General features: G+C 65.2%; 24 protein-coding genes and 1 tRNA gene. 12 read left to right on the forward strand and 13 right to left on the reverse strand.

Translation table 11 applies throughout. From position 1 onward, the window contains the following. Window positions 1-40: 40 nt before the first annotated feature. The 9 genes from ACKI1H_RS09930 to ACKI1H_RS09970 all read right to left on the reverse strand — a co-directional run bounded on the left by ACKI1H_RS09930 (window position 41) and on the right by ACKI1H_RS09970 (window position 7284). Complete coding sequence (locus ACKI1H_RS09930) at window positions 41-1072, reverse strand: cytochrome-c peroxidase (protein WP_236172569.1); 1032 nt, start codon at window positions 1070-1072, stop codon at window positions 41-43. 123 nt (window positions 1073-1195) lie between these two features. Beyond that, entirely contained in the window at window positions 1196-1555 is a 360-nt protein-coding gene (locus ACKI1H_RS09935; RefSeq protein ID WP_138520278.1) for a hypothetical protein, read from the reverse strand. A gap of 87 nt (window positions 1556-1642) precedes the next feature. Beyond that, window positions 1643-2668, reverse strand: coding sequence for an RNA 3'-terminal phosphate cyclase (gene rtcA / locus ACKI1H_RS09940; RefSeq protein WP_440468258.1), 1026 nt, complete (start codon window positions 2666-2668; stop codon window positions 1643-1645). Next, window positions 2665-3465 (reverse strand): nucleotidyltransferase domain-containing protein, encoded by an 801-nt coding sequence (locus tag ACKI1H_RS09945; RefSeq protein ID WP_440468259.1) that lies wholly within the window; start codon window positions 3463-3465, stop codon window positions 2665-2667. The genes rtcA and ACKI1H_RS09945 overlap by 4 nt, the downstream gene beginning before the upstream one ends. A gap of 18 nt (window positions 3466-3483) precedes the next feature. Beyond that, complete coding sequence (locus ACKI1H_RS09950) at window positions 3484-4062, reverse strand: hypothetical protein (protein WP_440468260.1); 579 nt, start codon at window positions 4060-4062, stop codon at window positions 3484-3486. Between the two features lie 9 nt (window positions 4063-4071). Continuing rightward, window positions 4072-5292, reverse strand: coding sequence for an RtcB family protein (locus ACKI1H_RS09955; protein ID WP_138520282.1), 1221 nt, complete (start codon window positions 5290-5292; stop codon window positions 4072-4074). A gap of 14 nt (window positions 5293-5306) precedes the next feature. After that, window positions 5307-5687, reverse strand: a complete 381-nt coding sequence (locus ACKI1H_RS09960; RefSeq protein WP_440468261.1) for a zinc-ribbon domain containing protein — start codon at window positions 5685-5687, stop codon at window positions 5307-5309. Window positions 5688-5718: 31 nt separating this feature from the next. Next, window positions 5719-6861 carry a slipin family protein gene (locus ACKI1H_RS09965; protein WP_440468262.1) on the reverse strand — a complete coding sequence of 381 codons (1143 nt, stop codon included), beginning with the start codon at window positions 6859-6861 and terminating at the stop codon, window positions 5719-5721. A 350-nt stretch (window positions 6862-7211) separates the two neighbouring features. Then, window positions 7212-7284, reverse strand: a tRNA-OTHER gene (locus tag ACKI1H_RS09970). Between the two features lie 285 nt (window positions 7285-7569). On the opposite strand from ACKI1H_RS09970, the gene rtcR reads away from it, so the two are divergent. From rtcR to ACKI1H_RS09990, 4 genes are read left to right on the forward strand one after another with little or no spacing between them, the layout of a single operon-like run. Next, window positions 7570-9180 carry an RNA repair transcriptional activator RtcR gene (gene rtcR / locus ACKI1H_RS09975; protein ID WP_440468263.1) on the forward strand — a complete coding sequence of 537 codons (1611 nt, stop codon included), beginning with the start codon at window positions 7570-7572 and terminating at the stop codon, window positions 9178-9180. Between the two features lie 35 nt (window positions 9181-9215). Next, window positions 9216-9785, forward strand: a complete 570-nt coding sequence (locus ACKI1H_RS09980) for an NADAR family protein (protein WP_440468264.1) — start codon at window positions 9216-9218, stop codon at window positions 9783-9785. Then, window positions 9778-10719 carry an SMI1/KNR4 family protein gene (locus tag ACKI1H_RS09985; RefSeq protein WP_440468265.1) on the forward strand — a complete coding sequence of 314 codons (942 nt, stop codon included), beginning with the start codon at window positions 9778-9780 and terminating at the stop codon, window positions 10717-10719. The genes ACKI1H_RS09980 and ACKI1H_RS09985 overlap by 8 nt, the downstream gene beginning before the upstream one ends. Further along, a complete protein-coding gene (locus ACKI1H_RS09990) occupies window positions 10716-11771 on the forward strand; it encodes a hypothetical protein (protein ID WP_440468266.1) in 1056 nt (351 codons plus the stop codon). The genes ACKI1H_RS09985 and ACKI1H_RS09990 overlap by 4 nt, the downstream gene beginning before the upstream one ends. A 48-nt stretch (window positions 11772-11819) precedes the next feature. On the opposite strand, the gene ACKI1H_RS09995 is transcribed toward ACKI1H_RS09990, so the two are convergent. Together ACKI1H_RS09995 and ACKI1H_RS10000 are read right to left on the reverse strand one after the other, a co-directional pair. Next, window positions 11820-13685, reverse strand: coding sequence for an Lnb N-terminal periplasmic domain-containing protein (locus ACKI1H_RS09995; protein ID WP_138520289.1), 1866 nt, complete (start codon window positions 13683-13685; stop codon window positions 11820-11822). Window positions 13686-13746: 61 nt separating this feature from the next. After that, window positions 13747-14235, reverse strand: a complete 489-nt coding sequence (locus tag ACKI1H_RS10000) for a DUF3015 domain-containing protein (RefSeq protein ID WP_038803701.1) — start codon at window positions 14233-14235, stop codon at window positions 13747-13749. A 230-nt stretch (window positions 14236-14465) separates the two neighbouring features. Between ACKI1H_RS10000 and ACKI1H_RS10005 the strand changes: the two genes are divergently transcribed. From ACKI1H_RS10005 to ACKI1H_RS10030, 6 genes are all read left to right on the forward strand, one after another. Beyond that, a complete protein-coding gene (locus ACKI1H_RS10005) occupies window positions 14466-14789 on the forward strand; it encodes a TraR/DksA family transcriptional regulator (RefSeq protein WP_138520290.1) in 324 nt (107 codons plus the stop codon). A gap of 96 nt (window positions 14790-14885) precedes the next feature. Then, window positions 14886-17417: a Lon protease family protein gene (locus ACKI1H_RS10010; RefSeq protein WP_138520291.1), complete on the forward strand. Its 2532-nt coding sequence runs from the start codon at window positions 14886-14888 to the stop codon at window positions 17415-17417. Window positions 17418-17564: 147 nt separating this feature from the next. Beyond that, the gene (locus ACKI1H_RS10015; protein WP_024763074.1) at window positions 17565-17906 is read left to right on the forward strand and encodes a PA4575 family protein; all 342 of its coding nucleotides are present in this window, start codon (window positions 17565-17567) and stop codon (window positions 17904-17906) included. A gap of 204 nt (window positions 17907-18110) precedes the next feature. Continuing rightward, window positions 18111-18605 carry a TIGR00645 family protein gene (locus tag ACKI1H_RS10020; protein WP_017521628.1) on the forward strand — a complete coding sequence of 165 codons (495 nt, stop codon included), beginning with the start codon at window positions 18111-18113 and terminating at the stop codon, window positions 18603-18605. A gap of 126 nt (window positions 18606-18731) precedes the next feature. Continuing rightward, on the forward strand, window positions 18732-19028 hold the full coding sequence (locus ACKI1H_RS10025) for a DUF6482 family protein (RefSeq protein WP_024763075.1): 297 nt from the start codon (window positions 18732-18734) through the stop codon (window positions 19026-19028). A 104-nt stretch (window positions 19029-19132) separates the two neighbouring features. Next, window positions 19133-19750 (forward strand): FKBP-type peptidyl-prolyl cis-trans isomerase, encoded by a 618-nt coding sequence (locus tag ACKI1H_RS10030; RefSeq protein ID WP_138520292.1) that lies wholly within the window; start codon window positions 19133-19135, stop codon window positions 19748-19750. A gap of 149 nt (window positions 19751-19899) precedes the next feature. On the opposite strand, the gene ACKI1H_RS10035 is transcribed toward ACKI1H_RS10030, so the two are convergent. Both ACKI1H_RS10035 and ACKI1H_RS10040 read right to left on the reverse strand, forming a co-directional pair. Beyond that, the gene (locus tag ACKI1H_RS10035) at window positions 19900-20124 is read right to left on the reverse strand and encodes a PA4570 family protein (protein ID WP_024763077.1); all 225 of its coding nucleotides are present in this window, start codon (window positions 20122-20124) and stop codon (window positions 19900-19902) included. Window positions 20125-20294: 170 nt separating this feature from the next. Further along, entirely contained in the window at window positions 20295-21263 is a 969-nt protein-coding gene (locus tag ACKI1H_RS10040) for a polyprenyl synthetase family protein (protein ID WP_138520293.1), read from the reverse strand. 242 nt (window positions 21264-21505) lie between these two features. Here ACKI1H_RS10040 and rplU point away from each other — a divergent pair, with 242 nt between their 5' ends. Both rplU and rpmA read left to right on the forward strand, forming a co-directional pair. Continuing rightward, window positions 21506-21817 carry a 50S ribosomal protein L21 gene (rplU, locus tag ACKI1H_RS10045; protein ID WP_015475683.1) on the forward strand — a complete coding sequence of 104 codons (312 nt, stop codon included), beginning with the start codon at window positions 21506-21508 and terminating at the stop codon, window positions 21815-21817. Window positions 21818-21840: 23 nt separating this feature from the next. Beyond that, window positions 21841-22098 carry a 50S ribosomal protein L27 gene (rpmA, locus tag ACKI1H_RS10050; protein ID WP_017521622.1) on the forward strand — a complete coding sequence of 86 codons (258 nt, stop codon included), beginning with the start codon at window positions 21841-21843 and terminating at the stop codon, window positions 22096-22098. The last annotated feature ends 67 nt before the right edge of the window (window positions 22099-22165 follow it).

Below are 22165 nucleotides of genomic sequence, written 5' to 3' on the forward strand. Positions count from 1 at the left end.
CGAAGAACCCCGCAGCGGGGCTGGTCAGGCGGCGATCCGATCAGTCCACCGGTTTGGGTGTGGTCGCGGTACTCGGCGGCAGCAACGGGTACTCCACCTTCGGCTGCTTGCCGGTGACGGTCTTGAGGAAGGCGACGATGTCGCCGACTTCCTCGGCGTTGAGCTGCTTGCCCAACTGTGCGGTGCCCATGATCGCCACCGCTTCCTCCAGGTCCCAGACCTGCCCACTGTGGAAGTACGGCGCGGTCAGCGCGATGTTGCGCAGCGGCGCGGCGCGGAACACGTACTGATCGTTCTGCGTCTTGGTCACCTCGAAGCGGCCCTTGTCGCCGCTGGGCAGGATCTTGCCGTCGGGCTTCTTCACCAGGCCGAACGGGAAGTACGCCTGGCCGCCCAGGTTCACGCCGTTGTGGCAACTGATGCAGCCCGAGCTCATGAAGGTCTGCAGGCCTTTCTTCTCCTTGGCCTCAAGGGCGTTGTCGTCGCCCTTGAGGTAGAGGTCGAAGCGCGAGTCCGGGGTGATCAGGGTCGATTCGAAGGCCTGCAGCGCCCGGGCCATGTTGTCGAAACTGACCGGTTGCTTGTCGCTGGGGAACGCCTTTCCGAAGGCGGCGACATACTCGGGCATGCTGCTCAGCGTGGCCTCGACGTTCTTCGGCGTGTTGTGCATCTCCACCGGGTTCTGCACTGGGCCCTTGGCCTGTTCTTCCAGGTCCTTGGCGCGGCCATCCCAGAACTGCGCGACGTTGAATACCGCGTTGAACACCGTGGGTGAGTTGCGTGCACCTTTCTGCCAGGCGTGACCGCTGGAGGCGGGCACGTTGTCGGCGCCGCCGGTGCCGATGTTGTGGCAGGTGTTGCAGCTGATCACGTGGCTGGCGGACAGGCGTGGTTCGAAGAACAGCTGCCGGCCCAGCTCGATCTGGTTGGGGTCGAGCTGGTCGCTGGCCTGCTCCGGGATGGGCTTGAAGATGCTGTTGGCGTTGTCGCGCAGTACGTCGGCATTTGCTTGCGCCGCCGCGGTGCTCACGGCCAGCAGCAAGCTGCCCAGCGCCAGTTTGATGGGCTGCATGTGGAGTCTCCTTGTCTCAGGCTTTGGTTTCTTCTGAGTTCAAGGAGAGGCCAGGCGGGAGAGGGGTGGCTTGACCGAAATCAAGCGGGCGGCCCGGGCAGGTGCGGATGGTTGCCGCAGCGGTCAGTTGCCGCGCAGGGCGTGGGACAGCGCGCGGTCCTTCTGCTGTTCCCAGTCGCGGTCCCGGTCGCTGTTGCGCTGTTCCTCGTACTGCTGGCGTTCCTGGCTCACGCGCATGGCCTGGCATTGCTGGAATCCGTCGTTCCAGCCGAGGGCATACTGCGGCTCGCCCAGGTAGCGCGGCACGTTCTTGCGGAACTCGCCGGTGATGGCGCCGGCCGCCTGACGACCGCTGCCGCAGCCATCGTCATAGCCGTCGGCATAGGCGGGTGGATAGCCCTGGGCGAGGAGGGTTTCGTGGGTGGTTTCGCAGCCGGCGAGCAGAGTGGCGCAGAGCAGGACGAGGACGGCGCGCGGCGCCATGGAGACTCCCGTGTGCCTTGGGGGCGGGCACACGCGCCGGATAGGGTGACTGGACGGCACTCTATCCGGCGTTTGGTGAGAAAAGCGTCAAGCCGGCGTGATGCGGATGTGCTGCCCGCCGGCTGTTCGCGCTTCGCAGTCGATGCGCACCGGCAGGAAGGCTTCGATCACCGCCCGGTTGCTCAGCAGGTGATCGCTCAGCAGCGCGGTGGTGAAGCTGCCGCCGCCGGCCAGCGCCATGGGTAGCAGCAACTGGTCGGCAAGATGCTCATCGACGCTGGTGCCGCTGCGGCGCCAATCATCGGCCTGACGCAGCGCCTGGCTGGAAACGCGTTCGGCGCTGATCCCGGACTGACCGAAGGCGCAGAACACCAGGGTCAGTTGCTCGCATTCGATTTCCAGCAGCAGCGCATTGCCCGGGCCCTGATCCTCCGGCAGACGGACGACCTGAGTGGCTGCCGTATGCCAATTCTGATGCCGCTTCACCTTCTCCAGCTCGCGATCCCCTACGTGACCGGGAATGGCCGCGAGCAGGGCACGGGCTGAATGCGAAAGCACAGCGCCGGTCTCCGGTAGGTGCAGCGGCTGCAACTCTCCGGGCTCGACGCACGCCCGCAATTCACCGCCGCCGGCGGGCATGAAGCCGTGACGCAGCAATTCGAAGTCGACCTTCGCGCCCATGCGCCGCAGCAATGGCAGCCAGCTGCGCTCGATGAAGTCCGCCGGCGGGGCCAGCGGGTTGTGCGTGCCGCCGCTGATCGCCAGGCTGCTCGGCCCGTCGGCGAACAGCAGTGCCGGCAGGAGCGTCTGCAGCACCAGCACGGCGCTGCCCGCGCTGCCGATGGCGAAGCGGTAGTCGCCGCCGCGAATCGCACCGGGGCGGAAGGTCAGGCTGCGCGAACCCAGTTCGTCGCCTTCCACCGCCGCGCCGCAGATTTCCGCCGCCGCGCGCACGGACGTCAGGTGCTGACGCAGCAGCCCCGGCCGCGAGCGTCGGCCGCGGATGTTGACGATGCGCAGTCCCTTGCCGGTGATCATCGACAGGCTCAGCGCGCTGCGCAGGATCTGCCCGCCACCTTCGGCGCCGTCGAGTTCGATCAGGTGCTTGTTCATCGTGCGTACTTCCTCACCTGCTCGCGCAGGAAGCTATCCAGACGCTCCGTGTCGCGGCAGCCGCCGCGCAGGGCGCCAAGGGTTTCCGCGCGTTGCAGTTCTTGCTCGATCAGCCGGTGCAGGGCCGGGCGCGCCGGGCCGTATTCGGCCTCGACCGCCTGGCGCTTGAGCACCAGCAGTTCCTCGACTTCGGCGCGCTGCGCGGCATCGTCGAGCGTTGCCTCCATCAGTGTCTCAAAGACCATCGGCGGCATGCCGAGGCCCAGGTCGATCCAGCGCACCGCCAGCAGCGGGCGCAATACATAGAGGTACTTCTTGTAGCGAACCTCCTCGCCCTGCAGATAGCCACGGAAGTTCTTCTTCGCCATCGACAGGTAGTGCGCCCGCGCAGCGGCGGGCGAGTAGAAATCCTGCGCCAGTTGGCGCAGACCCTCGGTCGCTGCCGATTCGCTGCGGTACACCAGCGGCGAGTCCAGCCACTCCAGCAGTGTCGGGTTGGATTTGCGCAGCAGTCGCAGCGTCTTGCGCAGCTCCCAGCCGCTGAGGTCCAGCTCGTCGGTCAGCGGGCGCTCCAGCACGTCGCGCGGTTCCTCCACGCGCAGATACCAGTCCGGTTGATGCACATAGACGAAGCGTACGTCGTAGTCGCTGTCCGGCGAGGCGAAGCCCCAGGCGCGGCTGCCCGATTCACACGCGTAGAGCACGGTGACGCCTTGCTCCTGCTCCAGTCGTTTCAATTCGTCCAGGACCCGTTCGCGCATGGCGGTGGGGAGTGGATGTCGTTCGTCCCTGTTCATGGGGTATTCCTTGTTCGTTCAGTCCGTCGCGCTGGCGGCCAGCGCGGACAATGTCCGTCGCCGCGGGTTGTACAGGGTGAGGCACCAGATGCCCCACCATTCCTTGCCGTCGTCGAAGTAGCAGCTCCAGTGGCTGCGATGAGGTTCGGCATCGCCGTCGCCCACCCAGTCGAATACCTGCAGGCCTTCGTCCGGGTACAGCCGCAGCACCTGCAGCCATTCGCGGAAGTCCGCTACCTGAAGCTGGGTGCCGTAGGGCGGGTCGCGGAAAGCGCGGCACAGCGGGCCGTCGTCGCGGGCCAGTTCGCGCACTGCCTCGAGATCGAGTGCCTGCGGGCGGGCCTGGGCCAGGTCCGGTGTCAGGTCCGGCCAGCGCTGCTTGGCATAGCGGGCGTCCTTGGCGATCAGCTCCAGCCTCCACAGTCGTGCGCGCTCGTTGATCGTCTCGAACAGTATCTGCAACGCCAGGCGATGTTCCGCTTCGCCGGGGGTGGCGGTCGGGTCGAATGCCAGCACGCGGAAGTCGAAGACGCAGCCCGCCTGTTCCAGGCGGGCGCGCAGCTCTTCTGTGCGCTGGTTTTCCAGGAGTTGCAGCATGTCCTCACCTCATCCTTTCACGCATACCACCTGACGCAGGGTATGCAGCACTTCCACCAGCTCGCGCTGGGCGTCCATCACGGCATCGATGTCCTTGTAGGCCATCGGGATCTCGTCGATCACATCCGCATCCTTTCGGCACTCGACGTGGGCGGTGGCACGCACCTGGTCCTCGACGCTGAACAGTTTCTTGGCCTTGGTGCGGCTCATGGTCCGGCCGGCGCCGTGGCTGCACGAGCAGAAGGCTTCCTCGTTACCCAGGCCGCGGACGATGAAGCTCTTGGCGCCCATCGACCCCGGAATGATGCCGAGCTGGCCTTTCTGAGCGGACACCGCACCTTTACGCGTTACCAGTACCTCTTCACCGAAGTGACGTTCCTTCTGCACGTAGTTGTGGTGGCAGTTCACCGCTTCCAGGCTGGCCTCGAACGGCTTGCGGATGACCTGCCGCGCTGCGGCGATCACCGCGCGCATCATCAGTTCGCGGTTCTGCCGGGCGAAGTCCTGGGCCCAGCCCACGGCTTCGACGTAGTCGTCGAAATGCTGGCTGCCTTCCTCGAAGTAGGCCAGGTCACGGTCCGGCAGGTTGGCGATGTGCTGGCGCATATCGGCCTGGGCCAGTTCGATGAACAGGTTGCCGATGGCGTTACCCACACCGCGCGATCCGCTGTGCAGCATGAACCAGACGCGGTTGGCCTCGTCGAGGCAGACCTCGATGAAGTGGTTGCCGGTGCCGAGGGTTCCCAGGTGCTTGCGGTTGTTGGTCTTCTCCAGTTTCGGGTACTTGTCGGTGATCACCTTGAAGCGCCCGGCCAGCGTGCGCCATGCGTCATCGGCGTGCTCGGGCACGTCTTCCCAGGCGCCCTGGTCGCGGCGGCCGAAGGTCTTGCCGTGGGGCACGGCCTTCTCGATGGCGCTGCGCAGGCCGTGCAGGTTATCCGGCAGGTCCGAGGCCACCAGCGAGGTGCGCGCGGCGATCATGCCGCAGCCGATGTCCACTCCCACGGCGGCCGGGATGATGGCGCCCCGGGTGGGAATCACGCTGCCGATGGTCGAGCCCTTGCCCAGGTGCACGTCCGGCATTACCGCCATGTGCTTGAAGATGAAGGGCATCTTCGCGGTGTTCATCAGTTGCTGCTTGGCGTCTTCTTCCACCGGCACGCCCTGGGTCCAGAGCTTGATCGGTTTGCCGTTGGCGACTTCCAGCAGTTGGAAGGTCTTGGTGCTCATGTTCTGACTCTCTTCTATTGCGTGGCGATCTGGCCGGCAGCAGGTTGTGCCCGGCCATCGCGAATGCGTTTGTTCAATCGACAGGTGCGGCAGCGTATCGCTGTAGAGAACACCTGTCCCTGACAGTCCTCGTACCACCACTTCTGCTGGGCGGCAGTCCAGGTTTGCTCGGCGCCGCAGTCTTGGCAGGTGAAATCCTGGTCCTCGTACCAGCCACGTCGCACGAATGGCGGGTCGCCGTAGCTGTTATAGGGGGCCAGGTTCGAGCGGCTGACCGGGGCGTTGCCGGACGGGGCCAGGCGCCTCTCGGGGCACCTGGCCTGCTCGGATTTGCAGGTCTTGCGTCGCTCGCGCTTCCGGCGGATTTCCTGGCGGCGCTGCTTGTTGCTCTTCACGGTGCCCTCTCCTGCGCCGGGCAGGCCCTGTTCAGGCCTGCTTCAGCGTTACCAGTCCATTCAATACCTGATCCAGGCCACCGAATACCGAGATGCGGTCGATTCGTTCGGCCACCCGCTCCAGGGTTTCCAACTCCTTCAGGCGCAGGGCGGTGGGGTTGTCCTCCATCACCTTGGCCGTGTTCAGCAACGCGCGGGTCGCCGAGGTTTCTTCACGACGACGGATCACGTTCGCCTGCGCGGCCTTCTCCGCCTCCACCACCTGGGCCAGCAGGGTCTTCATCTCGCCCGGCAGGATGATGTCGCGCACGCCCAGGCCGCTGACCTCGATGCCGGTGCCCGGCAGCCGCTCCTTCAGGTAGGCGCTGACCGAGTCGTCGATGAGTTGCTTGTTCTCCAGCAGCTCATCCAGCGAGCGGGTGCCCACCGCCGCACGCAAGCCGAACTGCAGCTCGCGGTAGAGGTGTTCCAGCGGCTTGGACAGGCTGGAAAACGCCGTCAGCACATCGCTGTAACGCCAGTTGGCGGCCAGATTCAGGCGCAGGCTCACCTTGTCGCGGGTGAGGATTTCCTGCCCGCTGACTTCCAGCGCCTGGATCCGCGTATCGATCAGCTCCACGCTCACCTGACGGTTGTAGCGCCAGAAGCCGTACTGGCCCGCCGGCAGCAACTCGACCACCGCACCGTCGACCTTCAGCACGCCGACCTGGTAGGCCGGCACCAGGGTCACCAGCAACGCCTCGACGCCGATCACGCTGCGGCCGCGCAGGTTGCCCTGCATCTGCTGCAACAGCGCCGGAGCCACGCGGTACTCCTGGCTCAGGTCGATGCGTTCCAGGCGCTGCTCGGTCTGGCCTTTCCAGTACAGCCGGCGGCTGCCCGGCGCGAGGATTTCCGCCAGTACGCCGTCTTCGAAGCGCAGGCCGGCCTCGTTCTCGGCCAGGTCCATGCGGGTGAAGTAGCGTTCGACCAGTGCCGGTTCCGACTGGCGCAGATAGCCGGCCAGGCGGTGCTCGAACAACGGGGTGTTCAGGCTGAAGGTTTCCACGCTCAGGCGGTTGTACAGGTCCAGGTGGCGGTGGATGCCCGGTTCGAGGATCGCCAGGAAATCGCCTTCTGAGTACAGCAGGCCGCGTTCGTTCTTCTTCACGGTAAAGCGCTTCAGCAGTTTCATTTCTCTCTTCCTTCTTTCTCTTGTCCTTGGGTGCCGGTGTTCGCCAGCCCGTCGAGTGGCGAGGCGGGGGCCTGCGAGAGCCAGGTGCTGCGGACGTCCTGTCCTTTACGCCGAATCCATCGGCCAGCACTTGCCTTGTCGCGGGCCCGGTCCTCGTACCGGGCGGGCCGGCGGTGGCTTCGGGTCCCTGGCGTATTTGGCCTTCCTGGCCTCTTTGCGCCTGTCCCGTCGCCCACCGGCGGGGTGTTGCCTTCATGAGTAGCTGCCGTGGGAGGGCAGTGTTCGAGCGGGAGTCGAACCCGCGACAGGCCATTCCTTCGATGGCTGCTCTACCGGACTGAGCTATCGAACGGCACGGGCAGGATTCGAACCTGCGACGGCTCCCGCGAAGGGGAGTGCTCTACCGGGCTGAGCTACCGCGCCATCGACCGTGACTGCTGCAGCGGCATGCACGAAGCCGACACCAGGGGTGGGCTCGGGCACCGGCGGGAGTGGAAGTCCCTGCCCGTGGGCTGCATCAGCGATGCGGTCGAAGGAGATATAGCGAGGGGCGTGCCAGGTTTGATTTCGAAGGCTGATGAATTTTTATAAGTGACTGATATGTATGGGTTTAATTATTTTTATCGGCTGCCTGGCGGGCATCAGTGGCTGGCCGGGATGGGGATTTATGGATATTCTGAGATCGTTATTTATCTTGATGGATAAAAGATGAAGGCCAAGAAAACCGTCGCCATCGGCTTCCTCGGTTCGACCCTGGATCGCGTTGGCAAAGGCGCGGCGCGCTGGCAGAAGTGGCGGCCCACGGTCGGCCTGTGCCAGCAGCAGGACTTGCTGATCGACCGCCTGGAGCTGATCCATGGGCTGGATGCGCGGGACGTCGGACTGGCCGAGCGCATTGCCGCCGACGTGCGGCATATCTCCCCGGAAACCGAGGTGCGCCTGCAGCCCATGGCGCTGCGCAACCCGTGGGACTTCGAGGAGGTGTACGGCGCGCTGCACGATTTCGTCGGCGGCTACAGCTTCGATACCGAGCACGAGGATTACCTGGTGCACATCACCACCGGGACCCACGTCGCGCAGATCTGCTGGTTCCTCCTGACCGAGGCGCGCTACCTGCCGGCACGGCTGGTGCAGGCCTCGCCATCGCGGCGCAAGGACGAGGCGCGGCAGCCGGAAGGGACGGTGACGGTCATCGACCTCGACCTTTCGCGCTATGACCGCATCGCCACGCGCTTCCGCCGTGAGCAGGAAGAAAGCCTGGCCTTCCTCAAGTCCGGTATCGCCACGCGCAACGCTGAATTCAACCGCTCCATCGAACAGATCGAGCGGGTTGCCGGACGCTCCCGCGCGCCAATGCTGCTGATCGGCCCGACCGGCGCCGGCAAGTCCTTCCTCGCTCGCCGCGTGTACGAACTCAAACGCGCACGGCACCAGTTCCAGGGCCGTTTCGTCGAGGTGAACTGCGCGACCCTGCGCGGCGACGGCGCCATGTCCGCGCTGTTCGGCCATATCAAGGGGGCCTTCACCGGTGCGCAGAACGCCCGTGAAGGCCTGCTGCGCGCGGCGGATGGCGGCATGCTGTTCCTCGACGAGATCGGCGAGCTGGGCCTGGACGAGCAGGCCATGTTGCTCAAGGCCATCGAGGAGAAGCGCTTCTTCCCGCTGGGCTCGGACCGCGAGGTGGGCAGCGATTTCCAGCTGATCGCCGGCACCCACCGCGATCTGCGCGAGCGCGTCGCCGAAGGGTTGTTCCGCGAGGACCTGTTCGCCCGCATCAACCTCTGGACCTTCGACCTGCCGGGGTTGGCCGGGCGCCGCGAGGACATCGAGCCGAACATCGATTTCGAGCTCGAACGCCACGCCCGCGAGCAGGGCCGCCTGGTGCGCTTCAACCGTGAGGCGCGCACGCGCTACCTGGCTTTTGCCAACTCGGCGCAGGCATTGTGGAGCGGCAACTTCCGTGAGCTGTCGGCGTCCATCACGCGCATGGCGACCCTGGCCGACAGTGGTCGAATCGATGAGGCGCTGGTGGAAGAAGAGATCGGCCGGCTGCGCCGCTCCTGGGGCGCGACCCAGGCGCAGAGCCCGCTGGACGGCCTGCTGGGGGAGGGGGTCGAAACGCTGGACCTGTTCGACCGCCTGCAACTGGAAGCGGTGATCGACGTCTGCCGGCAGGCGCGTAGCCTGTCCGACGCCGGCCGCCAGCTGTTCGCCGTGTCGCGTCAGGAAAAGCAGAACCCCAACGATGCTGACCGCCTGCGCAAGTACCTGGCGCGCTTCGGCCTGGATTGGGCCGGTATCACCGACGGGGTGCGCTAGAATCGGCGTTTTGCGCCAGCGGCAAGGAGCCGACCATGGAAGAACCGATGAGTGTCGAGCAGCTGTGCCGGCGCATCGAGGCGGGTGAAGCGTTCAAGTATGTGTACTTCTGGGGGCATCGCCCGAAGCATGCCGTGGAAGTCGACAAGAGCTGTTTCAGCCAGTGGTTCGAAGCGGACTTCGAGATCGATGGAGTGACCTACGCCAGCGCCGAGCACTGCATGATGGCCGGCAAGGCCCGGCTGTTCGGCGATGAAGCGGCGCTGGCACGGATTCTCGCCGCGCGCACGCCAGCCGAGGCGAAGTCCATCGGTCGCGAGATCCTCGGCTTCGACGAGGCGGCCTGGAATGCCGAGCGGCTGAGAATCGTCACCCGTGCCAGCCATGCCAAGTTCGGGCAGAACCCGGCCTTGCGCGAGTTCCTGCTGGGCACGGGGGATCGCGTGCTGGTCGAGGCCAGTCCGGTGGATGCCATCTGGGGCATCGGCCTGGCGGTCGATCACCCCGACGCGGGCAACCCGGCGCGCTGGCGCGGGCTGAACCTGCTGGGCTTCGCCCTGATGAGCGCGCGCGATGCGCTGCGCAAGGAGGGCGGCGATGCCTGAGTTCACGGCTGCCCAGCAGCAACTGCTGCGCGACCACCGCCTGGCCTGGTTCGCCGGGCGCATCATCCACGACGCACGGCCGCCGATCAGCGATACCGAACTGGCCGAGGTCGAACAGCGCCTGGGCAGTGTGCTGCCACCCGAGCTGGTCGCCCTGTGGCGCTGCGCCTTCGGTGGCCGGCTGGATTACGAACTGTGCGTGGACTACGACGGCCACCTGCATCCCTATTCCTTCAATGAGCTGTTCTATCCGGACAGCGACGGCTACCACGACCTGTGGGGCTGGTTGGAGCACGAGCAGGAGTGTGCCGAGGAAGTTGCCGGCGAGAATGGCGAGGAATGGAATGGTCGCGTGGGCTTCCTGCCCATCGGCGGTTTCGAATACCTGGAGCGGGTGTACGTCTGCGTCGAGCCGGAGGAGTTCGGGGCCATCTACGTCTGGAGTCGCGCATTGCCGCCCGCCTGGCCGCTCCGGCTGCATGAGGATGCACTGACCAGGGTGGCTGACGATCTGTGCGGCCTGTTCGAGTTGCTGGGCTTCGATGAAGACCCGTTCGCCGAGGGCGCGGATGCCGGACAGGAGTTGCTCGAAGCAGTGGATGAGCTGGCTGCTTCGGGTGCGGAGGGCGAAGCGCTGGCGCAGTTGCTGCAGAGTTCGTTGCGGCCGCTGGTGCGCGACTGGCGCGCGGCACTGGAGCAGGGACGTATCGCCGGTGAGCCTGAGTTGCAACGCCTGGCCCTGACTCACGCGGTGCGCAGCGGCGATATCGCCTTGCTGGAACAACTGCGTGACCAGGGGTGCGACCTCGGCCGGCTGTTGACCGGTGGTGGAAACGCGCCGGTACATGCGCGGTTGATGCAGCGCGAGGCGGTGATCCGCTGGTTCGTCGAGCAAGGCGTCGCGGAATATCAGCTTGACGGAGACGTAGCATGACGCTGGCGACAGGCCTTCCGGAGTCGCTGGTCGAGTTCCTGCGGCAGTCGGTGAATGCGCCGCAGGATCGGGTCGAGGCGCAGGACTTCGTCCGTCGTTCCGATGTCCGCGAGTTGTACCGTGACACCCTGGGAACGCCCCGCGCGGACGAGATGCTTGCCCAGTGCGCGGTGCTGTTTCCCGAGCTCAACCTTAACCGTGCGTCGTTGCTGGCGCTGTTCTGCGGCAGTTGGGTGGAAGGTGGTGCCAGTCCGCGTATTGCCTTCGCGGCAGTGCTGGATGCGTTGGGGCGTGCGCTGGCGGTACTGCGCCCGTATTGCGCTGACGAAGAAGCCGAGGACGACGAGGACGCACAGGCCGCAGCCCGACAGGCTCGCGCACGGCTCGACAGCCTGACGCCTTCGCAGTCACTGCTCATTGACAGCGCACACGCGGCGGTCGACCTGCTGGTATTGCCGCTGATGACCATGCTGATGCGCTCGCGGGACAATCACCGCGACTTCCTGACCAATGGCGAGCTCCTGCTCGCCATCGACGCGATGGTGAAGTCCAACACCACGCTGCCCTTCGAAAACCTGCACTTCCTCGATCACGCGGCGGCGCTGACCTACGAAGACGAGCTGGTGGTGATCCTGCCCGCGACGCGCACGGGGCTGGTGGTGAGCGCGCAGGGCATCAACTGCAATTTCCACGCGTTCTCTCTCCTGCAACCGCTGCTGGCCGCCCATGGCAAGCGGCTCGGATTGCAGGTGTCGGCGCCGGTTTCGGCAACCGAGGTACCAAGGGAAGACAGAGCGCAGTACCTGTGGCTGCAGGCGTTCGCCTACGAGAAGGGCGAGTTGGTCAACAACCTGGCCTGGGCCTGGGGTGAGGCGCCATTGCGCAGCAATAGCCGCAAACACGGCCATTGCGTGTTGATCGCGCTGGATACCGAAGAGGGCGTGTCGCGTTCCTGGTCGGGCTTCGCTGATCGGCTGCACGACGCGCATCAGCCGTCGGTGGAGCTGGTCCGCTTCCTCAGCGAGGACGAAGTGGCGGCCTATCTGGCGTGACGCCGGCAAAGGCGCGCCACGGCATCGGCCGCAGCGCGCCTTCCCGGGTCAGTAGTGGTACCAGCGCAGCTCCAGCATGACTTCACTGCGCGGGCTGGCTTCGTGGCTGAACTCGCGTTGTGCCGAGAGGCGCAGGCCGAGGTTGCGGCCCAGCTCCACCTGCTGGCCGAAGCTCAGGGTGCGGCGTACTTCGCCGTTGTGGAAATAGTCGCCCTTGCCTTCGAGGCTGAGGTTGCCCAGCGGGTTGCTCCACAGCACGCCCGTGTCGAAGCCCATGGCTGGGGCGAGGGTGGCGGCGAAGTCCTGGTTGTTCTCCAGGCGCGCCGTGCCCAGGGCGTAGGCCTGCAGATCGTCGCTGAGCTTCCAGCTGCCACCGGCGCCGCCGTTGAGGTGGCCGACCAGTGTGTCGTGGTCGTTGTCGCTGTGCTTGCCGATCACTCGTTCCCAGCCGCCGGCGACCTGCCAGGACAGCGGTTTCAGCAGCTCGTTGCGCGGCGTCATGGAGCGGATGGTGACGAGGTCCAGCTGCTGCAGTTGCCAACGATTGCCCTCGTACTGGCGCAGCTTGAGCTGGCCAATCTCGATCTGTGCGCCAAGGGGGAAGCCGTAGGCGTTGTCGTCGAGGTCGTGGTAGGCCATGCGCAGGCCGTACTGGGCGAAGGCTTCGCCATCGCGGCTGCCAGCGCCCAGTTGCCAGGTGCGTGACTCGTGGCCGTTCTCCGGCTGACCGGGGCGTTCCACGTCCAGTGCCGGCGGTGGGTTGCGGTTGATCGCCTTGAGCAGGTTGTAGCTGCGCGAGGCGGTGGACTGGTCGCGCTCCTGGCCGGTGGCGCGGTAGCGCACCAGGCGGAAGGCGGTGTCCTGCACCAGTGCCTGGCGGTCGGCGGGCAGGGCGGCGAACTCGGGGCTCTGCAGCTGGCTGTCGTCGTCGGCGATGTGGCGGGCCAGCACCTTCTCGTCGTGGCTCAACGGTTCGCCGCGAGCCAGCAGCTCACGCTCGCGGGATGGACGATAGTCCACCCGGTCGATCAGCCCGGCGTCCTTAACCGCGCGCACCGTATCGGTAGGGATGGCAGTGATCGGGAAGTGGTCGGTGAGCTCGGTGCCGGGGCGGGCGATCTCCAGCAGCTCGAGCAGGCGGAATGAGCAGTTCTCGTCGAAGAAGTAGTACTTGAAGCGGATCTGCTTCAGCTCCCAGACGTGCTCGACCATGCGCGCGGTTTCTTCCGGTGTCAGGTTCAGGCGGTACTCCCAGAGGTCGCGGTTCTCCAGGCGGCTGTACTCGGAGAGCTTCTCGCGGTAGGGCACCAGGGCGAACAGGCCGGGGTAGCCGCCCATCAGGCCTTTCCAGGCATAGAGGATGCTGTTGTCCATGCCCTCGATGTAGGCGCCGAAGTTGAGCGCGTAGCTGAGCAGGGCGGTGTTGTCGGAGTCGACGTCGGCCTGGTCGATGCGCAGCAGGGTGTGACCGAACATCGAGGACGGGCTGTTCAGGTAGGCGGCGGGGAACACCAGCACGGCGCTGTGCGGGTTGATGTCCTGGTACCAGGTGGTGAACTCCTTGCACTCCACCGTCGGCAGGTCAGCGAGCTGCAACTGCTGGCGCAGCCAGCGGGTACGAGCCGGGTAGACACACTGGGCGTGCTTGTCGCCGAGGCTGGCTGGGGCATAGAGGGCCTTCACGGTGGCGGCCAGTTCGGATTCCGGATGGCGGTCTCCATCCTTGGCGAGGAAGAACCTAGGGTCGTCGACGAAGCTGCGCCAGCCACCGAGCTTGGCGTGCTCATAGTGACCCAGGGCCAGCCAGTAGGGCTCGTTGGCCAGGCTTTGCAGGCGTTGTGGGTCGATCGCGGGCGAAGCCAGCAGTGGGGTGCAGGCGCACAGCGCCATCCAGGGCAACAGGCGTTTGGGCATCGAGTGGGCTACTGGGAGGGAAGGGTGAGCCCGCCCGGAAGGGGCGGGCTCGCGTTGGCCATCAGGCCTGTTCGGCGTACTTGGCCAGGGTGCTGTCCTGCTTCAGGACGGCCTGGGTGTTGGCGTAGACGTCCTCGGCGGTGACGTCCGACTTGTTGAAGATCTGCGCGAAGTGCTCGTGGGTGACCTGGGCGAAATGCGCGCGGTCCTCGGGCTTCACGCCCAGTACCACGGCGTAGGTGGTCAGCGCCTCGCCGTCACCCTTGGCCATGTCTTCGGACAGTTCGTCCATCATGCTGCTGAGCACGATCATCGGCTTGCCGCCGTAGGTCAGCGCGCCATTGGTGTGGCAGCCGTTGGTGCCGGTGGTCATGCCGAAGGTGTTGTTGCCGCTGGTGCCGTTGGTAGTAGCTGCCAGGACGTGCGTGGCGGTACCGCGCTGGCCCTTGAACAGCATGTTGCCCCAACCGCAGCCGTCGCTGCCGGGGGCATCGGCGAGAGCACTCAGGGAGGCGGTGGCGAGGAGGGTACCGAGCAGAATCCTTTTCATCGTTTTTCTCTCTATATGAGGTCGGGGACCGTTGAACAGCCGCTGACAGCCTAACAGCGCCTGCCAGAGCTTTTCTCCAATGCCTTGCGGGTGTCAAGGCAACCGCTGCCGCAGACAGTATGGCCGAGCCCGCCTGGGGTGACTCAGATGACCGGCAGTTGATCGGCATCAGCGGCGGAAGTCTTGGAACCGACCACACTTGAATCAGTTCCCCTTTTGAGGAAGTCGTCATGGTCGATTTCGATCCACGGCCAGCGCTGGACCAACTGGCTGCCGAGTACTCCAAGCGCGCCGAGGCCATCCGCCGCGACCTGGGTCGCAGCCATTCGCCGGACTTCGCCGAGCAGGCCCAGCAGCGGCAGAACGACGACGTGCTGCGCGCCCTGCTGGCCGAAGCGGAGGCCGGCATGCGGCTGGTGGGCCTGGCGCGCCTGCGCCTGGCTGATGGGACCTACGGCGAGTGCGCGCGTTGCGGCGAGGCCATCGAGGAGCGCCGCCTGCGTGCCCTGCCAGCTGCCGAGCACTGCCTGCGCTGCGCCGATGCGGTGGACTGAAACTGTCACCAATACTGCCTTGCCAGTGGCGCGCGGGCGGCGCGAGAATGCGGACGAATCTCCGCGGCCTCGCGCCGCCCGAAGCAAGGACCTCCAATGCCCGATTCCGTTGCTGCCGGCCTGCGCCTGGCGCCCGATGAACTGACCCGCCCCTTCACCCCCGAACAGTTTCCCTTCAAGACCACCGAAGAACTGGAGCCTTTCCTGGGCGTGCTCGGACAGGAGCGCGCGGTCGAGGCGCTGCAGTTCGGCGTGGCGATGCCGCGCCCGGGTTACAACGTGTTCGTCATGGGCGAGCCGGGCACCGGCCGCTTCTCCTTCGTGCAACGCTATCTGAAGGCCGAGGGCAAGCGACTGCCGACGCCGGCCGACTGGGTCTACGTCAACAACTTCGATGATTCGCGCGAGCCGCGCGTGATCGAACTGCCCCCGGGCAGCGCCGCCGAGTTCGGTACCGACATCGATCACCTGATCGACAACCTGTTGTCCACCTTCCCCTCGGTGTTCGAGAACCCGGCGTACCAGCAGAAGAAGAGCGCCATCGACCGGGCCTTCAACCAGCGCTACGACAAGGCCCTCGATACCGTCGAGCGGCTGGCGCTGGAGAAGGAAGTCGCCCTGTACCGCGACAGCGCCAACATCGCCTTCACCCCGATGAAGGACGGCAAGGCCCTGGATGAGGCCGAGTTCGCCCAGTTGCCGGAGGAGGAGCGCGAGCGCTTCCACGCCGACATCGCCGACCTGGAGGAGCACCTCAACGAAGAGCTTTCCAGCTTGCCGCAGTGGAAGCGCGAGTCGAGCAACCAGCTGCGCCAGCTCAACGAGGAAACCATCACCCTGGCGCTGCAGCCGCTGCTGGCGCCACTGGTGGAGAAGTACAACAACAACTCCGGGGTCAGCGCCTACCTGCAGGCCATGCAGCTGAACCTGTTGAAGACCGTGGTCGACCAGCTGGTGGACGCCGAGCGTACCGACCCGCAGCGCAAGCAGAGCCTGGAGGAGCAATACGCGCCGAACCAGGCGATCGGCCACCATGCCACCAGCGGTGCGCCGGTGGTGTTCGAGTCGCACCCGACCTACGACAACCTGTTCGGCCGCATCGAGTACGCCTCCGACCAGGGCGCGCTCTACACCAGTTACCGCCAGCTGCGTCCCGGTGCGTTGCACCGCGCCAACGGCGGCTTCCTGGTGCTGGAGGCAGAGAAGCTGCTGAGCGAGCCGTTCGTCTGGGACGCCCTCAAGCGTGCGCTGCAGTCGCGCCAGCTGAAGATGGAGTCGCCACTGGCCGAGCTGGGTCGCCTGACCGCCATGAGCCTGACGCCCCAGGTGATCCCGCTGAACATCAAGGTGATCATCATCGGCTCGCGGCAGATCTATTACACGCTGCAGGACCTGGATCCGGACTTCCAGGAGATGTTCCGCGTGCTGGTGGACTTCGACGAAGACATCCCGCTGGCCGAGGACAGCCTCGAACAGTTCGCCCAGCTGCTCAAGACCCGTACCTCGGAGGAGGGCCTGGCGCCGCTCACCCGTGAAGCCGTGGCCCGCCTGGCGACCTACAGCGCCCGCCTGGCCGAACATCAGGGGCGTCTCTCGGCACGCATCGGCGACCTGTTCCAGCTGGTCAGCGAAGCGGACTTCATCCGCCAGCTGGCCGGCCAGGAAGTGACCGACCTGGGCCACATCGAGCGCGCCCTGAAGGCCAAGGAAACCCGCACAGGCCGCGTGTCAGCGCGCATTCTCGACGACATCCTCGCCGGTATCATCCTGATCGACAGCGAAGGCGCTGCGGTGGGCAAGTGCAACGGCCTGACTGTGCTGGAAGTGGGTGACTCCGCCTTCGGCATGCCGGCGCGCATCTCCGCCACCGTCTACCCCGGCGGCAGCGGCATCGTCGACATCGAGCGCGAGGTCAACCTCGGCCAGCCGATCCACTCCAAGGGCGTGATGATCCTGACTGGCTACCTTGGCAGCCGCTACGCCCAGGAATTCCCCCTGGAGATTTCCGCGAGCATCGCCCTGGAGCAGTCCTACGGCTACGTCGACGGCGACAGCGCCTCGCTGGGCGAGGTCTGCACGCTGATCTCCGCCCTGTCGCGCACGCCGCTGCGGCAGTGCTTCGCCATCACCGGCTCGATCAACCAGTTCGGTGAAGTGCAGGCGGTCGGCGGGGTCAACGAGAAGATCGAGGGCTTCTTCCGGCTCTGCGAGGCGCGTGGCCTGACCGGCGAGCAGGGTGTGATCATCCCGCGCGCCAACGTTGCCACCCTGATGCTCGACGAACGCGTGCTGCAGGCGGTGCGCAACGGCCAGTTCCATATCTACGCCGTGCGCCAGGCCGACGAGGCGCTGAGCCTGCTGGTCGGCGAGCCGGCCGGTGCGCCGGATGCCAAGGGTCACTTCCCCAAGGGCAGCGTCAACGCCCGTGTCGTCGAGCGCCTGAAGGAAATCTCCGAGCTGGGCATGGACGAGGAAGAGAAGGAAAAACCGGCCAAGGAGCCCGCCGCCAAGCCTGCCAGCAAGTCGAAAGTGAAGGCACCGGCGGAAAAGGTTCCTGCAGATGAAGCTCTTGTCGACCAGGCTCCGGTGAAAAAGGAGCGTGCCCGCAAGAAGAAAGACGCCGACTGAACACGGTCTGGCGCAAGGTGCCGGTCGGAGCATTCCGCCGGCGCCATTTTCACGTCGTTGTCTGCAAGATAGCCGGATAAATCCGCACTTTCGCGTGTCGGAACCTGGGTGTAGTCTCGAACTCAGGACAACCGCGAGGGTGCCGCCATGCCGCGTAACCTCTGCCTTATCCGCCCCTGTCTGGGGCTGACCACGCGCATCGAGTGCGAGATCAGGCCGCTGGCCGGAGAGAATGGACTCTGGACCTTGTTGTGTGCCGCCGGCATGTCCGGCGCGCAGCCCACCGCCATCAAGGCGCAGGGCCCGTTCTGCGGGCCTTTCGTGGCCGAAGGTGTGCTCGAGGCGATTTCCGACTGCCTGGCCCAGCAGGGCTACATCGTGGCAGACGATCCCCCCATCTGGCAGTTGCACCTGCAGGGCGAACTGCGCCGCCTGAACGGCGAACGCTCGCGTCATGTCGGCAACTTCCAGTTCCGCCCTGAAGGTTGAGGCTTTCAACCCTGAGAGAGGGGTTGCACAGTCCCTGTGCGATCCGCTGAAAGCCGCGGGGTGCCTGGTCGCTACGGCTTCATACCGTGGCCGCCCACCTGTTTGTCCACAGACATAATTATCCATAGAAAGCCGGGATCACTCGCAAAAGTCATCCGCTATACTGCGGCCGCCCCTTTCCCAACGACCATTCCCGCGAGAACCATGGAACGCTTCGTCGAAAACTCCCTGTACGCCGCGCGCTGGCTGCTGGCGCCGATCTACATTGGCCTGTCGCTGGCCCTGCTGGCGCTGACCATCAAATTCTTCCAGGAAATCTTCCACATCCTGCCCAGCATCTTCAGCATCGCCGAGGCGGACCTGATCCTGGTGCTGCTGTCGTTGATCGACATGGCGCTGGTCGGCGGTCTGCTGGTGATGGTGATGTTCTCCGGCTACGAGAACTTCGTGTCGCAGCTGGACATCGACGAAGGCAAGGAGAAGCTCAGCTGGCTCGGCAAGATGGACGCCAGTTCGCTGAAGAACAAGGTGGCCGCCTCCATCGTGGCGATCTCCTCGATCCACCTGCTGCGTATCTTCATGGATGCCAAGAACATCGAAGACAACAAGCTGATGTGGTACGTGATCATGCACCTCACCTTCGTCCTCTCGGCCTTCGCCATGGGCTACCTGGACAAGGCCACGCGCCACGACCACTGAGGCTTTACGGCTCCATTCTTGCCGCCCGGCCGTTGCGAAACGGACGGGCGGTTGTGTTTTCGGCTTGCGGTAGGCGCCTGCTGGTCAAGACTTTCCGCGTGGATCAATCCGCAGGAGGTGCAGCACATGAATCTGCAGGAACTGACCAGTCGCTCCGTTGCTGGCGATATCGACGAGATCAACCTGGTGTCGCTGGAAGGCGATATCTACGTACTGGAGGCTCGCATGGGCGCGCGCTTCTATCCGGTCCAGGACGAGGCTGGGCATGTCATCAGTGTGCGCTCGGTCGCCCACGCTCGGGAGGTGCTGCGGGCACTACCCAGCGTTCCCTTCCATCTGGTGCATGCTGTGGTGCATGACGAGATGTGTGGCATGGACGACGAGCGCGACATTGGCGCCGGCGTGACTATTCCGTTGCACTGAGTCCGTTGCGCGAGGCCTATTCCGCCGCGCGAGGCGCGGTGGGGGAGGCGGTGCATCTGTGCTAGGCTGGCGGCCCTTTTTTGAACCCCCAGCGGAGCGCCGCCATGAGCGAACTCAACCTTTCCACCGACGAAGCCCGCGTCAGCTACGGCATCGGCCGTCAGCTGGGCGACCAGCTGCGCGAGAACCCGGTACCGGGTATGACCCTCGACGCCATCGTGGCCGGCCTGTCCGACGCTTACGCTGGCGCCGAAAGCCGCGTTCCGGGCGAAGCCCTGTCCGCCAGCTTCCAGGTGATCCGCGAGCGCATGCAGGCCGAAGCCCAGGCGAAAGCCGAAGCCGCCGCTGCAGTGGGCCGCGAGTACCTGGTGGAAAACGCCAAGCGCGAAGGCGTGACCGTCCTGCCGTCCGGCCTGCAGTACGAAGTACTGGTTACTGGCGAAGGCGCCAAGCCGTCCCGCGAAGACACCGTGCGTACCCACTACCACGGCACCCTGGTCGACGGCACCGTCTTCGACAGTTCCTACGAGCGCGGCCAGCCGGCTGAATTCCCGGTGGGCGGCGTGATCGCCGGCTGGGTCGAGGCCCTGCAGCTGATGAACGCCGGCAGCAAATGGCGCCTGCACGTGCCGAGCGAGCTGGCCTATGGCGGCCAGGCCGTCGGCAGCATCCCGCCGCACAGCGTGCTGGTGTTCGACGTCGAGCTGCTGGAAATCCTCTAAGGCTCTGAGTCAGAGCCGGTAGAGGTGCAGTCCGCGGCGGTCCTCCCTGACCGCCGTGGCTTGCGCGGGGCCCCTCCGGACCCCGAGTGCAGCCGCCTCCCGGGCGGCGACCGCACCGATGGCGCTTCCTGCGCCATCGCAAACAACGTCTAGCGCAGTGCGCGGGCGTAACAGAACAGGAACAGGTTGCGCACCAGCTCCTTGAGCACCAGCGGCTCGCTGGTACTGAGCTCGGACAGCTCCAGGCCACCCTGCTCACGCAGCTCGTCCAGGGCCTCTTCCTCCAGCACTGCGCAGACTTCCCCGGTGTCTCGATGCAAGATTCGCAGGTAGGGGTGCGGGCGATCCAGCCAGGCGTCGATCATGTAGGTCATGGCGTGTTCCTCCGTGCAGACCGTTTAATGAGAATAATTCTTATTATCTTAATAGCAAGCGCCAATTGGAAAATATTTTGCGCTGGCGACGATCTGTTGCTCCTGATCAACGGACGGACAACAAAAAGCCCGCCGCGGCGAACCGGGGCGGGCTTTTGCGAAACGGCGGATCAGTGCGTGCGCGCGACCGAGAACTCGGCCAGCTCGATCAGCGCGGCGCGGTATTCGTTGTCCGGCAGCGCCTGGAGGTGCTCGATGGCGCGGGCGGCATAGTCACGGGCCAGGTTGGCGGTGTAGTCCAGCGCGCCAGCGGCTTCCACGGCGGCGCGGATACCTTCCAGGTCCTGACTGCCGCCCTGCTGGATGGCCTTGCGCACCAGCGCGGCCTGTTCCGGTGTGCCGTCGCGCATGGTGGCGATCAGCGGCAGGGTCGGTTTGCCTTCGGCGAGGTCGTCGCCGACGTTCTTGCCCAGGCTGGCGGCATCGCCACGGTAGTCGAGCAGGTCGTCCACCAACTGGAAGGCAATGCCCAGGGCGTCACCGAACAGGCGCAGCGCTTCGGACTGCTCCGGCTGGGCGTTGGCCAGCGCGGCGGCGCTGTGGGTGGAGGCTTCGAAGAGCATCGCGGTCTTGCCGCGGATGACTTCCATGTAGGTTTCTTCGGTGGTGCTGGCGTCGCGGACCTTGGACAGTTGCAGCACTTCGCCTTCGGCGATCACGCGGGTGGCCTGGGAAATGATGCGCATGACCGGCATGGAGCCCAGCTCGACCATCATTTCGAAGGAACGCGCATAAAGGAAGTCGCCCACCAGCACGCTCGGTGCGTTGCCCCACTGGGCGTTGGCGGTAGCACGGCCGCGGCGCAGGCCGGAGGCGTCGACCACGTCGTCGTGCAGCAGAGTGGAGGTGTGCAGGAATTCGATGGTGGCGGCCAGCAGCTTCAGGTCGTCGCCCGAATAGCCCAGGGCCTTGCCGGAGAGGAGCACCAGCAGCGGGCGCAGACGCTTGCCGCCGGCGGAGATGATGTAGTCGCCGATCTTTTCCACCAGGGGAACGCGGGAAGTGAGTTGGCGACGGATGATGCCGTCGACGGCGGTGAAGTCGTCCGCCACCACGCGATAGAAAGCCTGGGGTTGCATTAAAGACAGCGCTCCTCGTAGATTGCGCGGCATGCTAGGTGGCGCGGGGAAGGCCTGTCAAGGCGAGGCCCCATGGGGCTTGATCCGCGCCGAGTGTTTGCGTAGAATCGCGGCCCCGAACTTCCCTGGCATATCCTGCCTTACGCAATTGCACGGGCGTCCTTTCCGGCCCCATGCAGCCATGCCGACCGATTCCTCTTTCTATAAAGCGTCGGGTGAGCAGGTCTAACGGAGACATCCAGATGTACGCAGTAATTGTTACTGGTGGCAAGCAATACAAAGTCACCGAAGGCGAATTCCTCAAGGTCGAGAAACTCGACGTCGCCACCGGCGAAGCGATCAACCTGGATCGCATCCTGCTGGTCGCCAACGGCGATGACGTCAAGATCGGCCTGCCGGTGGTAGAAGGCGCGAAAGTGACCGCAGAAGTGGTTTCCCACGGTCGTCACGACAAAGTGCGCATCATCAAGTTCCGCCGCCGCAAGCACCACATGAAGCGTCAGGGCCACCGCCAGTGGTTCACTGAAATCAAGATCACCGGCATCCAGGCCTAATTCCTCTTCAGGAGAATTGACTCATGGCACACAAAAAAGCTGGCGGTAGTACCCGCAACGGCCGCGACTCAGAAAGCAAACGCCTTGGCGTGAAGCTGTTCGGTAGCCAGGCTGTGAAAGCAGGCAACATCATCGTGCGTCAGCGCGGTACCCAGTTCCACGCTGGCTACGGCGTTGGCATGGGCAAGGATCACACCCTGTTCGCTAAAGTCGACGGCGTGATCAAGTTCGAAGTGAAAGGCGCCTTTGGCCGTCGCTACGTAAGCGTCGTCGCTGCCTAAGCGAGCTCTCACTGAAAAAGCCCTGTCTCGCGACGGGGCTTTTTTGTTTCTGGCGTTTCCAGGCGAG

This window comes from Pseudomonas sp. YH-1, from assembly GCF_051990045.1.
Lineage (GTDB): Bacteria > Pseudomonadota > Gammaproteobacteria > Pseudomonadales > Pseudomonadaceae > Pseudomonas > Pseudomonas nicosulfuronedens.

Bases quoted from the DNA above. Each gene is read 5' to 3' on its own strand.
- ACKI1H_RS10010 (WP_138520291.1), top strand. From the start codon at position 14,886: ATGCCCGATTCCGTTGCTGCCGGCCTGCGCCTGGCGCCCGATGAACTG.
- ACKI1H_RS10015 (WP_024763074.1), top strand. From the start codon at position 17,565: ATGCCGCGTAACCTCTGCCTTATCCGCCCCTGTCTGGGGCTGACCACG.
- ACKI1H_RS09995 (WP_138520289.1), bottom strand. From the start codon at position 13,685: ATGCCCAAACGCCTGTTGCCCTGGATGGCGCTGTGCGCCTGCACCCCA.
- rtcA (WP_440468258.1), bottom strand. From the start codon at position 2,668: ATGAACAAGCACCTGATCGAACTCGACGGCGCCGAAGGTGGCGGGCAG.
- ACKI1H_RS10000 (WP_038803701.1), bottom strand. From the start codon at position 14,235: ATGAAAAGGATTCTGCTCGGTACCCTCCTCGCCACCGCCTCCCTGAGT.
- ACKI1H_RS09955 (WP_138520282.1), bottom strand. From the start codon at position 5,292: ATGAGCACCAAGACCTTCCAACTGCTGGAAGTCGCCAACGGCAAACCG.
- ACKI1H_RS09950 (WP_440468260.1), bottom strand. From the start codon at position 4,062: ATGCTGCAACTCCTGGAAAACCAGCGCACAGAAGAGCTGCGCGCCCGC.
- ACKI1H_RS09930 (WP_236172569.1), bottom strand. From the start codon at position 1,072: ATGCAGCCCATCAAACTGGCGCTGGGCAGCTTGCTGCTGGCCGTGAGC.
- rpmA (WP_017521622.1), top strand. From the start codon at position 21,841: ATGGCACACAAAAAAGCTGGCGGTAGTACCCGCAACGGCCGCGACTCA.
- ACKI1H_RS09980 (WP_440468264.1), top strand. From the start codon at position 9,216: ATGGAAGAACCGATGAGTGTCGAGCAGCTGTGCCGGCGCATCGAGGCG.
- ACKI1H_RS10005 (WP_138520290.1), top strand. From the start codon at position 14,466: ATGGTCGATTTCGATCCACGGCCAGCGCTGGACCAACTGGCTGCCGAG.
- ACKI1H_RS09985 (WP_440468265.1), top strand. From the start codon at position 9,778: ATGCCTGAGTTCACGGCTGCCCAGCAGCAACTGCTGCGCGACCACCGC.
- ACKI1H_RS10025 (WP_024763075.1), top strand. From the start codon at position 18,732: ATGAATCTGCAGGAACTGACCAGTCGCTCCGTTGCTGGCGATATCGAC.
- ACKI1H_RS09935 (WP_138520278.1), bottom strand. From the start codon at position 1,555: ATGGCGCCGCGCGCCGTCCTCGTCCTGCTCTGCGCCACTCTGCTCGCC.
- ACKI1H_RS10040 (WP_138520293.1), bottom strand. From the start codon at position 21,263: ATGCAACCCCAGGCTTTCTATCGCGTGGTGGCGGACGACTTCACCGCC.
- rtcR (WP_440468263.1), top strand. From the start codon at position 7,570: ATGAAGGCCAAGAAAACCGTCGCCATCGGCTTCCTCGGTTCGACCCTG.
- ACKI1H_RS10035 (WP_024763077.1), bottom strand. From the start codon at position 20,124: ATGACCTACATGATCGACGCCTGGCTGGATCGCCCGCACCCCTACCTG.
- ACKI1H_RS10020 (WP_017521628.1), top strand. From the start codon at position 18,111: ATGGAACGCTTCGTCGAAAACTCCCTGTACGCCGCGCGCTGGCTGCTG.
- ACKI1H_RS09990 (WP_440468266.1), top strand. From the start codon at position 10,716: ATGACGCTGGCGACAGGCCTTCCGGAGTCGCTGGTCGAGTTCCTGCGG.
- rplU (WP_015475683.1), top strand. From the start codon at position 21,506: ATGTACGCAGTAATTGTTACTGGTGGCAAGCAATACAAAGTCACCGAA.
- ACKI1H_RS09965 (WP_440468262.1), bottom strand. From the start codon at position 6,861: ATGAAACTGCTGAAGCGCTTTACCGTGAAGAAGAACGAACGCGGCCTG.
- ACKI1H_RS09945 (WP_440468259.1), bottom strand. From the start codon at position 3,465: ATGAACAGGGACGAACGACATCCACTCCCCACCGCCATGCGCGAACGG.
- ACKI1H_RS10030 (WP_138520292.1), top strand. From the start codon at position 19,133: ATGAGCGAACTCAACCTTTCCACCGACGAAGCCCGCGTCAGCTACGGC.